Raw genomic sequence first — 14,300 nt, forward strand, 5'->3', positions numbered from 1 at the left:
GCGCGGGAGAGGTCCCGCGCCAATGCTCAAGGCTTCAGTGCTGAGGAATGACGTAGCGCCAGATGGCGACGAAATGCAGCAGGCTGCCGGCGATCACGAACAGGTGCCAGATGCCATGCCAGTGGCGGAACCGGCTATCGAAGGCGAAGAAGATGATGCCGATGGTGTAGAAGGCCCCGCCGCCCACCAGCCAGGCGAATCCCGCGCCGCCCAGCGCCCGATACAGTGGACCGACCGCGATCAGCACGATCCAGCCCATCACCGCGTAGATGATGATCGACAGCACCCGCGCCTCGGAGCGCGGCTTGATCTCCTGCAGCATGCCAATCACCGCCATCGACCAGACGATGCCGAACAGCGTCCAGCCCCAGGGTCCCTTCAGTGTCACCAGGCAGAACGGCGTATAGCTCCCGGCGATCAGCAGGTAGATCGAGAGGTGGTCGAGCTTGCGCAGGATGACCTTCGCCCGTCCCTGCACGCTGTGATAGAGCGTGGAGATGCTGTAGAGCAGGGTCAGCGTCGTGCCATACACCGCCACGCTGACGATGCGCAGCGGCTCACCCACCAGGCTGGTGGCCACCAGCAGCCAGATGCCGCCCACCAGCGCCAGCACGGCGCCGATCAGGTGGGTCCAGGCGTTGAAGCGTTCACCGTGGTACATGCGTCCCCCCTTCGATTTCAACCACGCAACACCTGACTCCCATTTATGAAATAAAAACCGTGAAATAAAAAGCCCGACCAAGGGTCGGGCTTTCTCGATCAGCCAACTTTCGAAGAAAGCCGGATCACTTCACCGCCAGGGTGCCCTTCATCATGGCCGAGTGGCCCGGGAAGGAGCAGAAGAAGGCGTATTCATCGCCAGCCTTCAGCTTGGACACATCAAAGGTCACCGAATCCTTCTCGCCGGAGCCGATGATCTTGGTGTGGGCGATCACGCGGGTGTCGCCGTCCTTGATGTAGTTCTTGTCCAGACCGGCGGCCATGCCGTCGGTCACCACGCCCTGCATGTCGGCGGCGGTGGTCAGGACCCAGTTATGGCCCATGACATTCTTCGGCAGGCTGCCCGGGTGGGACAGGTTCACAGTGAAGGTCTTGCAGCTCTTGTCCACCGTGATGGCGTTGGTGCTGAACTGCATCTGGTCGTTGCCCTGGATGTCCACGGAGCATTCGGCGGCCAGCAGCGGGGCACTGAACAGGCCAAGCAGGGATACAGCGGCGAGTTTACGGAACATGACATGCCTCCTAGGCAGGTTGGGCGGAGAATCCTGAAGGGGAAGACTGCCCGAACGCGATCGGGGTTCCCCTGATTTGCATCAATGGCCATCGGCCACGAGCCAAGCTTCGAACTGTCTATCAGGTCGATCAGCAGGATCAACGAGGCAGAACAGCGCACCCCGCCTAGCATAGACGCCATCCCCCGCCCCCACAGGAGTTCGCGTCATGCACCGTCTTCCGCTGTTACAAAGCCCGCTGCTGCAGAATCTGCTGGCCTGCTACGCACTCAGCGCCTCCGCCGGCGGTGGCCAGTACGACTGAAATCGGCTTGGTGGCTCCCCTCGCAGCCGGTAACCTGACGGCCTGCAAAACGAGGCCAGAGAATCGAGGAGAGCACTCCATGACCTTGCGTTCCATCTGCGTATTCTGCGGCGCCAGCCCCGGCGCCACCCCGATCTACCAGGAAGCCGCCGAAGCCCTCGGCCGCCACCTCGCCGAGAATGGCATCCAGCTGGTCTACGGCGGCGGTGCAGTCGGCCTGATGGGCATGGTCGCCAACGCCGCGCTGGCTGCCGGCGGCGAAGTCATCGGCATCATCCCGCAGAGCCTGAAGGATGCCGAGGTCGGCCACAGAGGCCTGACACGCCTGGAAGTGGTGGACGGCATGCACGCGCGCAAGGCCCGCATGGCCGAGCTGAGCGATGCCTTCATCGCCCTGCCGGGCGGTCTCGGCACCCTGGAAGAACTCTTCGAAGTCTGGACCTGGGGCCAGTTGGGCTACCACGCCAAGCCGCTGGGCCTGCTCGAAGTGAACGGCTTCTTCGACCCGCTGCTGACCTTCCTCGACCACCTGGTGCAGGAGCGCTTCGTGCGCCAGCCACACCGCGACATGCTGCAGCGCGCCGCCTCGCCTGCCGATCTGGTCGACGCCCTGGCCGCCTGGAAGCCCCTGGCCGCGCCCAAGTGGGTGGACCGTACGCCGACCTGACTGCGCCTACCAGCAGCGCTCCAGGGCCGCGCCACGGAGCCCGCTGCTGGACAGCGTCAGCACCCCGCAGGCATCCCGCGCCATCGCTCCGACCGGCTCCGCCTGCAGGGTGTATCCCGACTCGTCCGGACCACTGGCAAAACCCAGGCGGTAAAACGCCTTTCCTGCCTCTCGCGGTGACTGGTCGAACGGCAGTGTTGCACCGCTGTAGGTACCACGACTCGTGTAGAAGCGCTCCAGCGACTGCGCCAGCGTCACCAGTGAGGTCTGCGCATCGACCCGCCGCACCCGCTGGAGATGCTCCTGGTACGCGGGCACGGCGATCCCCAGCAGGATGCCAATCACTGCCAGGCAAACCAGCAGCTCCATCAGCGTAAAACCGCCAACCCCTTCGCTCATCGTTTTCATCTCAACGAGACTCCCACCAGGCTTTGCGCCCGCTGTCGCGAGCCAGATCGACCTGCCCACCGTTCTGTGGGCGGCCATCCTGGTCCACACCCAGGAACCGCAGGGCGCCATGCGGGTCGGGCTGGAGCAGCACGCCACTGGCCTGCTGCACGGCGTCACTGCCCGTCAGGTCAGCGTTTGGCAGGCCGCCTGCCAACGGCCCGCCACCGTGCAGGTCCAGCACGATCGAACCGTGCACGAGCGGATCACTGCAGGGGTCGACTCCCGGCGCGATCAGGTTGAACAGCACGAACTTCCCGTCACGTATCTGCGGCTGCTCCACCACCCGTGAGCCATCCGCTGGCAGGTCCAGATACCAGCCACGGGCGCCGGCCATGTCGGCACCGGACGACACCGGCCGAAGGCTGGACCGCCCGGCGAACGCCTGCCCCTCATCGAGCACGCCGTACAGGCTGTCGCTGTGTGGCAAAGGCTCGTCGTCACCTACGCGGTAGAAGCGACCGGTGCCGAACAACACCCGCACCAGACCACTGCGGTCCAGCGCTGCCGCCACCGGCGCACTGATCACCTGCGGGCCCCCCGTAGGCACCTGCGCGCGGAACAGCGGCTTACCGGCCAGTGACGCGGGAATTGCCGAGTGATCCCCCTCGTCACCTGCCAGATCGACACGCCAGAGTTGGCCAAGGCTATCGCCCACGTAGAGGCGGTTGGCGGTGATATCGCCGTTGCTGCTGATCGCGGTCACCGGCCCCAGGTCGCCAGCGTCGGGCAGACGAATTCGCTTGAGTACGGCGCCATCCGCTGCATCGAGCAGCCAGATATCTCCGCCCCGGCGCTCAGGGTCTTTCGCTCCCGAGGAAACCGCCACCACGAACCGTCCCGAGCCCAGGGCCATGAGGGCTGGCCGCCCCAGCGTGTAGCCAAGATCGGGATGGCTGAACTCCCAGAGCACGCTATCGGGCTGCATACGCTCGGGGTCGGTGATGTCCAGGGCAAACAGGCTGTTGCCACCGGCGCCTGTGCCGCCGACCAGCAGGGTCCGCCATTGCTCGCCGATCCAGGCATTGCCCACCGTCGGCGATCCATCGACATGGAAGCGATGGCTGTAACCGGGATCGGCCAACTCGCGAAGCTGGCCCAGCACTGCCGACGGTACATAGGCGAACAGCTCCCGCCCATCGCGCGCATCGAAACCATGCAGCATGCCGTCGTTGGCGCCCACTGCCACCAACGGGGCGCGCTGCTGGTAGAACGCGCTGGCAAGGAACTCCCGGTAGCGGCTGCCCAGAGGCTCCGGCAGCCCGCCGTAGGGCTGCGGGTCGTGCCAGGAATAGACCGGCCGCGAGCCGACGATATCGCCCAGCCGACTGGCCCGCTGGCGATACGGCAGGCCGCTGCCCGGCTCGCGCCGCTCCTGCAGGCGCGAACCGCGCAGGTAATCCAGCAGCGCAGCGCCCGACTCGGTACCCAGCCTGCGGCGCTGTTCGTCATCCAGGCTATTCCAGGTAAAGTGCAGGCCTTCGCGGGCGACTATCGTCCCTTCGGTACCTGCCGTGGCTGGCCGCACAGTGAGGATGTTCCGCCCGGCCAGCTGCGCTTCGCTCAGCTCGTCCAACTGCTGTGCCGCGGACCACTGCGGCTGGTGCTCCCCTTCGCGCCACAGCTGCAGGTCTCCGCTCCAGCGCCGCTCCTCCAGCAGGGCGCTGAACCACTCGCCCGGCTGAGGGCCGGTGCTGAAATTTCCGATACTCCTCGGCTCATCGTCGACCGCCTGGGCGAACACCTGTGCCAGCGCATCGAGGAGCTTGCCGGGAGCAGTGAGCCGCAGCAGGTTGTCCGGCCAACCATCTGCGCCCTTCCACCAGCTTTCCGGCAGCGGCGAGGTGCGCACAAAGGAATAGCCGCGCGGGACCGCAAAGCCGCCGTATTGAGTCGCCAGCCAGAGCGCGCCGCCGTGCTCGGTCACCTCGCGGGAAGACGCCAGCCAGTGTGTGGAAGCGTGCTGTCGGCCGGGCAGATCCGGGCGCACGTCGCGCACATGGGCGTCATAGGCCAGTCCCGCCAGCGCCTGCGACGCGGCGGAGCCCGCACCACCCTGCATGGCCGCCACCAGCTGCGTCGCCCGGGCCACGTCTGGATCGCCGAGGTGCAACAGGCTCGCGCCAGCCTCGCCCTCACCCGGGCCACCGATCCCGAGCACGGCATTACGCTGGCAGGCATAGGTGAGTGGATCGTCCCTGCTGGCTGGGTCAGCACTGGCGCCGGGATGCCGCAGGTAGCTCGTGGCGGCCAGGAGCAGTTCACCGGCATCGTCGAACGAGCGTGGCTGGCCCTCGTCGAATCGGTGGAGCTGGGCGATCACGCCTGTCGGCCGGTCGATGAACACGCCAGTCTGCGCCGACCACTCCTTCAGCGGGTTGTCCCGCCCATCGTCCCGCCACGGCCCGATAACGGTCAGCGGTACGCGCAACCCAACACCCGTTCCCTGTTCGTCCCGCCCGAAGACACTGAAGCGCAAGCGCCCGGCGAATTGCTGCAGCAGTCCCTCGGGCTTGTAGTGATCCCCGTAGCGCCGGCAGTTGCCCTCCAACAGACCGGGCACACAGACCTGTACGCGCACGACGAGCCGATAGGTCACCGCTGGCAGCAACGGCTCACCGGGCAGGAGTGCCTGCGGCGCGCCGGGAAAGTCCGGACTGCGACTCAGCAACAGGCTGCGCTCCTGTCCCCCGGCGCGCAGATGCAGTGCCGTACCAGAGAATGGCGTGGCACCCGCAATGGCATCGAGCGGCAGGGCCCGATCCGGAAAGGCATCATCCCGCGCCTGGTTCTTTCCTTTCTGCAGCACCGTCAGTCCGGCGCTATCGAAGAAGCGATCGCCACCGGTCAGCACCGCGCGATAGACATCGATGGCTTGCGCTGTTGCCCAGTTGAGAAAGTTGCCACTCCACACGTGCTGACAGACATGGGCCAGCGCCGGCCCGACGGGCTGGAAAAATCGCTCCGTCTCAGCCTCACCAACGCGGTAGGCGTAGCACTTGTCCGGGTCGAAGTAGCCGAAATATTGCTCGCCGCTGACGTAGACGGGGCTCGGATTGGCAGCCGCCGCCGTTGCCGAATGCGCCGAAGAAGGCAACAGCAGGAGATTGCCCGGAGCGCCGCTGGCGATCTGTAGCGGGATCTGGCTCACCGGCGCAGCCAACAGCGGGCCCGCCAGGGTGACGCTCACCATCAGGGAACAGAATCTTCCGAGCCTCACCACCACCTCCTTGCCCGTCTGCTAACGGATGAAATAGATGCTGTTCAAGCGAACGCTCGACACCGGCTCTCCGGACGGCTGACGGCGTGCGCCGTAGCCGGTGGCCTGCACCTCGACAGCCACGCCGATGGCGGTACCGCCTGCGCCGACTTCCAACCCCTGGCTGGCCAGCAAGCGCAGAAAGCGCAGCCGGTACGCCGGCGGCGCGGCCCCGTCCGGGAAACCACTCGCCGTGCCGCGATGGTCGTAGGCCGCCGCCTCGGGCCCGTTGCGCCGATGGATGTCCAGTGCAGCCTGCTCACCCTCGCGCAGCGCCGCTTCCGCGGTCTGGAAGGCCATCTGCCGATCGCGCAGGTTGCCGGCCATGCGCTCCTCCAACTGCACCATGCGCATGCCCGCCAGACCGATCACGGTGAGCAGCAACAGCATGGCCAGCGAGACCAGCAGTACCGCACCGCGCTCTGGGCAATGACGCCTCGGCAAGCTCCCGGTCATGGCGCCGGATTGCGCAATGCGATGGTGCTGCCCATGACCATGCGCAAGCGATGCTCTGCGTTCGGCGCCAGGACGCGACCGTCGAACGCCAGCGACCTAGGCACTTCGTCGACCTCGCGTGCCTGACTCTGCAGCAACAGGCTGACGCGTACCGAGCGCACCCGACGCCAGTCACCGGCGGCCATCTCCCGAGCCGCCTTGTATGTCCCCACTACCTCGCTGCCCGCCCCTGCCACGCCGTAGCGCAGGCTCATCCCGGCGACGCCACTCACCAGTTCGCTGGTCTGCGCAACGCCAGTGGTCTCGCTGTTATCGGTGACGAACAATCCTGGTGTCCCGTCCACGCCCCGGCCGATCCAGTAAATGGCGTAGCGGTATGGAAAGGCGCGGGTCGCCGATGCCAGCAAATGATCCAGTGAGCGGCCGGCGAGCAAATTTGTCGCGCTTCCGCCATTGCGTATCAGCACGCAGGACTGCTGATCGCCAAGCAAATAGAAGGCTCCGGCCACCGCACCTGCCGAGGAGAGGAGCAGCGCGTTGCCCGCGATCGAGCGAGTCTCGAGAGCCGGGTCGGACGCATAGCGCAACAGCACGGCATCCGTGTTCGCCAGGCGGCCGGACGGCACCCAGGCAGCGGCTGGCATACCAGCGCCGAACCCCTCGATCGCGGATCTTTCCATGGCGTACTGCGCTGCCTCGGAGCCGCTGGCGTTGACCAGCCCTCCCGGACAGGCGCCGGTGAAGCCCGCGCTGCGCAGGTCCTGCGCCATGGCCTGCAGCGCAAAGCGTCCGCTCTCCTGGACTTCCGCCAGGGCGATGCCGGCCTGGTAGCTACGCTTGCTGCCGAGAACGACCTGAACCACGCCCGCCAGAAGCAGCAGGCCGAGGGCCATGGCTACCAGCAACTCGACCAGGGAAACGCCTCGCTGGCGCATGTCAGAGCCCCGCTCGGTAGGTGAAGGTTTGCCAGGCATCGTCAGACGTTTCCAGGTGATCGCGCGCTCGTCGATCGCTCCAGCGCACAGCGATCACCGCGCGGTACAGCTCGCCGCTGCGGACCACCTGCACGGCCCCGCTGCCGGTTCCGCCAAGCGTCTCGCAGACACTGGCCAGCCATTGGCTGAGGTCGATCTGTGCGCGCGTCGTGCCGCCAGCCTGCGGGCAGCCCGCGTCCGTCTCGGTGAAGCTCGCGTCGTAGGCGCCCGCACGGGACGCATCGGGATTGGCGCGCAGCAGATCGGCCATCTCGCCGGCCAGCCAGGACGCCTGGGAGCGCTGCAGCGCGCTGTGACCGGCGCTGATGCCGACGCTCTGCAGCCCAGCCAGGCCCAGCAAGCCTATGCCGAGAATCAGCATCGAGACCAGCACTTCCACCAGGGTGAATCCGTCGCTTCGCCTGCAGCCCGCCATGTGCTTCGCCTCGCCGATGAGGAAGGGACCTCAAGGGTGCGAGCCACATCACAAGGCAGTCAGCCAGACCGCTGCCCGGCGATCGAAAGGAAAAATCCGCCTGCAACTCGGGATCCGGCTAGCGACTAGGAAGGCGTCCGAAGTACCGCACCACTTGTCCAAGCCGTCGAACCATCGGTCGCGGCCCAAGGGTTCGGCGCGGGTAAGGAAAAGGCCACCGAGCGGTGGCCTTTTGCGAGCAGTAAACCGTCAGCTGGTCGACGACTGCTGGACGATCACCGTCTGCGCCGGCATCGGTGCCGGGAAGTCGGTGCCCAGGGCTTCCTTGATGGTGCGGTTGGTATCGAAATAGACCTGCCAGTAGGCGTCGTTGTGGCAGTACGGGCGCACTGCGAGCACCGGACCGACGAGGTTGAACTCGAGGATTTCCACGTCCACCGGCGGGTCGCTCAGTACGTTGGGGATCGCCGCGATGCGCTGCTTGAGCACGGCGGCGGCGGCCTGCCAGTCGGCAGCACCGGACAGCTGAGCCTTGAGCTCGACGCGGCGGTAGGGGTTGTGGGTGTAGTTCTGGATGGTGTCGCTGAAGATCTTGTTGTTGCCCACCAGGGTCAGGACATTGTCCGGGGTGTTGATGGCGGTGGCGAACAGGCCGATCTCCTTCACGGTGCCGGTCACACCACCGGCGGTGACGAAGTCGCCGACCTTGAACGGTCGCAGCACGATGATGAAGCCACCGGCCGCAAGGTTCGCCAGCAGGCCCGACCAGGCCATGCCGATGGCCAGGCCGATGGCGGCGATCAGTGCGGCGAGGCTGGTGGTCTGCACGCCGAAGTAGCCGAGGATGCCGACGACCAGGAGGATGTTCAGGGTGACGGTGATGAAGGAGCCGACATAGCGCAGGACCGTGGGGTCGACGCTCTGTCGCGCCAGCGCCTTCTCCACCAACCCGACGGCAAAGCCGATCAGCCAGCGGCCGAGCACCCAGAAGAGGATGGCTACGATGATCTTCACACCGAACGCGAGCGCGTACTGCGAAACCGTCGCCCACAGTGCGTTGATCTTCTCCGTACCCACGTTGATGATGTTTGTATCTTCCATGGAAGCGCACCTGCGAGAGAAAGGGACCAGATGAACGCTAGCACGGCCCCAGCCGTTTGCTCGTCGCAGCGCGCAGCCCAGAGCCCTGGCGGGCTCCGGGGCTCATGGCACTAGCAATCGCCAGAGAGCGAGGCGATCCAGCGATTGAGCATTTCCAGCCCTTCGCGGTGCACCAGGGTACGACCCAGTTCCGGCATCATGTCGCCCGGCTTGTCGCTGCCTACCCGGTAGCTGAGGACTGACTTGTCCGGGCTGCCGGGGTGGATGTCTTCCAGACGACCGCCAGTGCCGCCACCCGCTGCCACCGGCGGCTTGCAGATGCCATAGGCGATGGAGACCGGCGTGTGCGGATCGAGGTACAGGCCCGAGGTACGCGCCGCACCCTTGGGGTTATGGCAGTGCGAGCAGTTGGCGTCGAGGTAGCTGCGCGCCTGCTTCTCCAGGTCCTCACCGGCGCGCGGATGCCCCCACAGCGCGTTCTGCGGCACCTGCGCCAGCGCCGGCAGGCCCTTGAGGAAGCCGCGCGCCTGCCAGTGCTGCAGCTGGTTCTCACTGCCGCCTTCGTAGGCGAAGTCCTTGTTCAGGTGCCGTGCCTTGGGTCCCAGCGGGGCGATACCGCCGCCCTTCTGCTCGGCATGGCATTCGGAGCACTGGTTGGCGTCAGGCACCATGTAGGTGAAGGCGGTCTTCTTGCCGTCCGCAGCCGTCAGCTCCAGTGATGGGCTGTCGCCGGCGAGCTCCAGGGTCGCTTCGCTCTGATCGGCATTCCACACGTAGGGCAGCGCCGCCCATCCATCCTTCTGCCGCACCAGCACGCGGGTTTCCACCAGGCGCACCCTGGCCATGTCGAGCCCGTCCTTTGGATCACGATCGTCCTGGCTGTTCTGCAGCAGGTTGCCCTGGGCGTCCCTGGGGTAATAGAAGGTCTTGGTCAGCACCGTGCCGACGGGGTAGTCGAAGCGGTCCTCGGCGTACTGCGCCGCCTGTCCTTCAGGCATCCACACGGTGCGCAACTTGTGCGCGTAGTCGGTGAACAGCGGGGTGTTCAGGTCATAGGGCAACACTTCGGCGGACGGCGTCAGGTGGCCGTCCGCCAGGTGCAGCATGCCCCAGCCGCTGAGCTTTTCCGGGTAGTCGTCGCCTTCGGGCTGATAACGCGGCTTGCTCTCCTGCCCGCACCCGGCCACCGCAGTGACCAGGGCGAGCGACAACAGGAACGAAGCGGGTTTCATCATGCTTTGTTGCCCTTGTCACCCAGGCCGGCCTGTTCGATCTTCGGCAGCGGCTTGAGCTTGCACTGGTGCGAACTCATGTCGGTGCTGATGTTCTTGTAGCCGTGGGGGCCGTCGACGTTGACGATGCCGGCGGTGCCATTGTCGATGCAGATGGCCAGGGCTTCGGGCAGCTTGCCGTCGACCAGTTTCTTCTCGTTGAAATAGCCGTCCCAGAGGATGTCCGGCAGACGTCCGGTGAGGCCGAACTTGGCGACTTTCAGCGCCTTCAACTCCAGATGGTCGGGGCTGTCGCCGCCAGGGCCGAAGGTGTTGCCGTGGATGAAGATGCCTTCGGGATACGGGTCGAAGTTGGGCTGCGTGGCCTTCTCGGAATAGTTGGTACTGAAGTAGCTGCTGATGATGACGTTGGCGGTTTTGTGATTGCCGATCTTGTTGTTGAAGATCTCCACGTCGTCGTTGGAGTTCACCACCACGCCCGAGCCCGCCGGCACGCTGGCGACCGGCGTGCCCTTGTGGCCGAAGTTCTCGTGATTGTTGCCCTGCACATCGTTGTCGAAGACGCGAGTGCCGCGCCCTGGCTGCTGCAGGTTGGGCATGTTGAAGACGAGGATGCCGCCGGTGTTGTCGGTAGCGACGTTGTTGTAGACGTCGGCGCCGATGGTGTTCTCGATCTCGATGCCGGCGACGTTGCGCTCGGCGCGGTTGTTGCGCACCACCACGTTGCGCGACTGGCCGACATAGATGCCCGAGTCGGAGGCGCCGATGGCGACGTTGCCTTCGAGCAGGGTGTTCTCGGTCTGCACGGGATAGATGCCGTAGCCGCCGTTCTCGGTGGATGCCCCGTTGGTCCATTCGGTTCGGATGTTGCGGATGACGATGTTCTTGCCGCCGATGACCTTCAGGCCGTCACCCTTGGTGTCCTCGATGGCGAGGTTCTCCAGGGTGAAGTCGGACGCGTCGACGAACAGCCCTTCCGCGCCGGCCTTCTGGTTCTTGAAGCTGAGGATGGTCTTGTCCATGCCGGCGCCGCGGATAGTCACGCCGTCCACCTTCAGGCTCAGACTGCGGTCCAGGTGGTAGGTACCGGCGGGAATGTCGATGACGTCGCCGGCCTTAGCCTTGATCAGGCGTGCCTGCAGGTCCTTCTGGAAATCGGTGCTGACGGCGGCGGTGGGCTTGTCGCCTTCGCCGCAAGCGGCCAGGGCAACGGAGAATGCGAGGAGGGAAAGAGTAGCGAGGCGCATGGCGGGCTCCGGTCTTGTTCTTATGATATGGAACTATCGTACCAAATAACCCCGAGAATACTCCTACATCCCGCGCCACGCCAGCCCTTCAGACGCATCGCACTTTGATTGATTGACGTCACTATTCCGCAGTGGCGGATCGGGATGATCTGCGCTTCCACCCCGAAGGAGTGCACGGATGAGCTTCATGCCCTGGAACGACGAGTTCGTGATCGGAATCGAGCGGATCGATGAACAGCACCGCTGGCTGGTCGACCTCACCAATGCGCTGTACGACAGCCTGAACGGCCCGGATGGCGAGGGCCAACCCATCGGCGAGCTGCTGGAGCAACTGGTGGAGTACACGATGAATCACTTCATCGTCGAGGAAGTGCTGTTCCAGCGCCTGGGCTACCCGGAGGAAGAGGCGCACCGGGCCGAACACGATCGCTTCAACCGGCAGATCATCGATCTGCTGTACCGCCACGAGGACGGCGAGGCGGTCTCGGTCGAGGCCTTGGAATTGCTCAAGGCCTGGCTGATCCACCACATCCTGAAGGTGGACAAGGCCTACGTGAGCTTCTTTCGCGAAAAAGGCGTGACCGCTTAGCGGGCACGCCTTTCTTCGACACTCAACGCAACGCGATCAGCGCGGGATGTTCGGCTGGCGCTTGGTGGTGCGCTTCTTGCCCTTGGCGTAGCCGGTGGCCTTGCCTTCCTCAGCCTTGTTCCACGGCTTGGAGCCATTGCTGGCGCGCGGCGGCAGGCCGGTGTGCTGGGTCAGCAACGGCTTGCCGGTCTTCTTGCTGCCGGCCGGGGTCGAGTTCTTGCGACGCGCGCTCTGGTACTCGTCGGTCTGCGGCTGGTAGGTCGGGATCAGGTGGTGCTTGCCGTTGCCGATCAGGTCGGCGCGGCCCATGCGCTCCAGCGCCTCACGCAGCATCGGCCAGCCCTTCGGGTCGTGGTAGCGCAGGAAGGCCTTGTGCAGGCGGCGCTGCTGGTCGCTCTTTACGATGGTCACGCCGTCGCTCTTGTACGTCACCTTGCGCAGCGGGTTCTTGCCCGAGTGGTACATGGCGGTCGCGCTGGCCATGGGCGAGGGATAGAACGCCTGCACCTGGTCCGCGCGGAAGCCGTTGCGCTTGAGCCACAGGGCGAGGTTCATCATGTCCTCGTCAGTGGTGCCCGGGTGCGCGGCGATGAAGTACGGGATCAGGTACTGCTCCTTGCCCGCCTCCTTGGAGAACTTCTCGAACATGCGCTTGAAGGCGTCGTAGGTGCCGATGCCCGGCTTCATCATCTTCGACAGCGGGCCTTCCTCGGTGTGCTCCGGGGCAATCTTCAGGTAGCCGCCGACGTGGTGCGTCACCAGCTCCTTGACGTACTCGGGCGACTCCACGGCGAGGTCGTAGCGCAGGCCGGAAGCGATCAGGATCTTCTTCACGCCCGGCAGCGCGCGGGCCTTGCGGTACAGCTCGATGAGCGAGGAGTGATCGGTGTTGAGGTTCTCGCAGATACCCGGCCACACGCAGGACGGCTTGCGGCAGTGACGCTCGATCTCCGGGTCCTTGCAGGCGATGCGGTACATGTTGGCGGTCGGCCCTCCGAGGTCGGAGACGACGCCGGTGAAGCCCGGCACCTTCTTCATTTCCTCGATCTCGGCGAGGATCGACTCGTGGGAACGGTTCTGGATGATCCTCCCCTCGTGCTCGGTGATCGAGCAGAAGGTGCAGCCACCGAAGCAGCCACGCATGATGTTCACCGAGAAACGGATCATCTCGTAGGCCGGGATCTTCTCCTTGCCATACGCCGGGTGCGGCACGCGCGCATAGGGCATGCCGAACACGTAGTCCATTTCCTCGGTGCTCATCGGGATGGGCGGCGGGTTGAACCACACGTCCACCTCGCCATGCTTCTGCACCAGGGCGCGGGCGTTGCCGGGGTTGGTCTCCAGGTGCAGCACGCGGTTGGCGTGGGCGTAGAGCACCGCATCGCTGCGCACCTTCTCGAACGACGGCAGGCGGATCACCGTGCGCTCGCGCTCCAGGCGCGGGTGTGCCAACAGCTGCACGACCTTGGCTTCGTTCGGGTCTTCCTGCTCGCCCTTCTCCTGCTCGATGGCGCAGGCGGCGGTGTCCTGGGTGTTCACGTACGGGTTGATGATCTTGTCGACCTTGCCCGGACGGTCGATGCGGGTGGAGTCCACCTCGAACCAGCCCTCGGGGGTGTCGCGGCGCACGAAGGCAGTGCCGCGCACGTCGGTGATCTGCTCGACCGATTGGCCGGCGGCGAGGCGCTGGGCGATCTCCACCACGGCACGCTCGGCGTTGCCGTACAGCAGGATGTCGGCGGTGGCGTCCATCAGGATGGAGCGGCGCACCTTGTCCTGCCAGTAGTCGTAGTGGGCGATGCGGCGCAGGGAGGCCTCAATGCCGCCGAGCACCACCGGCGTGTCGCTGTAGGCTTCCTTGCAGCGCTGGCTGTAGACCAGGCTGGCGCGGTCCGGACGCTTGCCCGCCAGGCCGCCCGGCGTGTAGGCGTCATCGCTGCGGATCTTCTTGTCCGCGGTGTAGCGGTTGATCATCGAGTCCATGTTGCCCGCCGCCACACCGAAGAACAGGTTCGGCTGGCCGAGCTTCATGAAGTCGTCCTTCGAGCGCCAGTCCGGCTGGGCAATGATGCCCACGCGGAAACCCTGGGCCTCCAGCAGGCGGCCGATGATAGCCATGCCGAACGACGGATGGTCGACGTAGGCATCCCCGGTGACGATGATGATGTCGCAGGAATCCCAGCCCAGCTGATCCATCTCTTCCTTGCTCATGGGCAGGAACGGCGCCGGGCCGAAACACTCGGCCCAGAACTTGGGATAGTCGAACAACGGCTTGGCGGCTTGCATCACGGGCACCGGGGTATCTCTGAGTAGGTATCGCGGAAAAACGCGGGCGCGGAATATAGCACAAAAAGTG

General features: G+C 65.4%; 13 protein-coding genes. 2 read left to right on the plus strand and 11 right to left on the minus strand.

What is annotated here, in order from left to right; translation table 11 throughout:
• Positions 1-34: 34 nt before the first annotated feature.
• Together trhA and azu are read right to left on the minus strand one after the other, a co-directional pair.
• Positions 35-661 carry a PAQR family membrane homeostasis protein TrhA gene (gene trhA / locus AC1ZV1_RS26855; protein ID WP_484294409.1) on the minus strand — a complete coding sequence of 209 codons (627 nt, stop codon included), beginning with the start codon at positions 659-661 and terminating at the stop codon, positions 35-37.
• Positions 662-785: 124 nt separating this feature from the next.
• The gene (gene azu / locus AC1ZV1_RS26860; RefSeq protein WP_259757627.1) at positions 786-1,232 is read right to left on the minus strand and encodes an azurin; all 447 of its coding nucleotides are present in this window, start codon (positions 1,230-1,232) and stop codon (positions 786-788) included.
• A 383-nt stretch (positions 1,233-1,615) separates the two neighbouring features.
• On the opposite strand from azu, the gene AC1ZV1_RS26865 reads away from it, so the two are divergent.
• Positions 1,616-2,203: a cytokinin riboside 5'-monophosphate phosphoribohydrolase gene (locus AC1ZV1_RS26865; protein ID WP_484294410.1), complete on the plus strand. Its 588-nt coding sequence runs from the start codon at positions 1,616-1,618 to the stop codon at positions 2,201-2,203.
• 6 nt (positions 2,204-2,209) lie between these two features.
• Here AC1ZV1_RS26865 and AC1ZV1_RS26870 read toward each other — a convergent pair whose 3' ends face one another.
• From AC1ZV1_RS26870 to AC1ZV1_RS26905, 8 genes are all read right to left on the minus strand, one after another.
• Positions 2,210-2,611, minus strand: coding sequence for a type IV pilin protein (locus tag AC1ZV1_RS26870; RefSeq protein WP_484294411.1), 402 nt, complete (start codon positions 2,609-2,611; stop codon positions 2,210-2,212).
• 1 nt (position 2,612) lies between these two features.
• Complete coding sequence (locus AC1ZV1_RS26875; RefSeq protein ID WP_484294412.1) at positions 2,613-5,870, minus strand: pilus assembly protein; 3,258 nt, start codon at positions 5,868-5,870, stop codon at positions 2,613-2,615.
• Between the two features lie 21 nt (positions 5,871-5,891).
• Entirely contained in the window at positions 5,892-6,353 is a 462-nt protein-coding gene (locus AC1ZV1_RS26880) for a pilus assembly PilX family protein (protein ID WP_484294413.1), read from the minus strand.
• 8 nt (positions 6,354-6,361) lie between these two features.
• Positions 6,362-7,300: a PilW family protein gene (locus AC1ZV1_RS26885; protein ID WP_484294414.1), complete on the minus strand. Its 939-nt coding sequence runs from the start codon at positions 7,298-7,300 to the stop codon at positions 6,362-6,364.
• A 1-nt stretch (position 7,301) separates the two neighbouring features.
• A complete protein-coding gene (gene pilV / locus AC1ZV1_RS26890) occupies positions 7,302-7,739 on the minus strand; it encodes a type IV pilus modification protein PilV (protein WP_484294415.1) in 438 nt (145 codons plus the stop codon).
• A gap of 285 nt (positions 7,740-8,024) precedes the next feature.
• Entirely contained in the window at positions 8,025-8,876 is an 852-nt protein-coding gene (locus AC1ZV1_RS26895; protein ID WP_484294416.1) for a mechanosensitive ion channel family protein, read from the minus strand.
• A 110-nt stretch (positions 8,877-8,986) separates the two neighbouring features.
• Positions 8,987-10,108, minus strand: coding sequence for an SO2930 family diheme c-type cytochrome (locus AC1ZV1_RS26900; RefSeq protein WP_484297647.1), 1,122 nt, complete (start codon positions 10,106-10,108; stop codon positions 8,987-8,989).
• Complete coding sequence (locus AC1ZV1_RS26905) at positions 10,108-11,355, minus strand: parallel beta-helix domain-containing protein (protein ID WP_484294417.1); 1,248 nt, start codon at positions 11,353-11,355, stop codon at positions 10,108-10,110. Before AC1ZV1_RS26905 ends, AC1ZV1_RS26900 begins: the two co-directional genes overlap by 1 nt.
• 178 nt (positions 11,356-11,533) lie before the next feature.
• On the opposite strand from AC1ZV1_RS26905, the gene AC1ZV1_RS26910 reads away from it, so the two are divergent.
• Positions 11,534-11,944, plus strand: a complete 411-nt coding sequence (locus tag AC1ZV1_RS26910; protein WP_484294418.1) for a bacteriohemerythrin — start codon at positions 11,534-11,536, stop codon at positions 11,942-11,944.
• A gap of 36 nt (positions 11,945-11,980) precedes the next feature.
• Here AC1ZV1_RS26910 and AC1ZV1_RS26915 read toward each other — a convergent pair whose 3' ends face one another.
• Entirely contained in the window at positions 11,981-14,230 is a 2,250-nt protein-coding gene (locus AC1ZV1_RS26915) for a YgiQ family radical SAM protein (protein ID WP_484294419.1), read from the minus strand.
• Positions 14,231-14,300 lie beyond the last annotated feature (70 nt).

Source organism: Pseudomonas sp. BB438 (assembly GCF_057180225.1).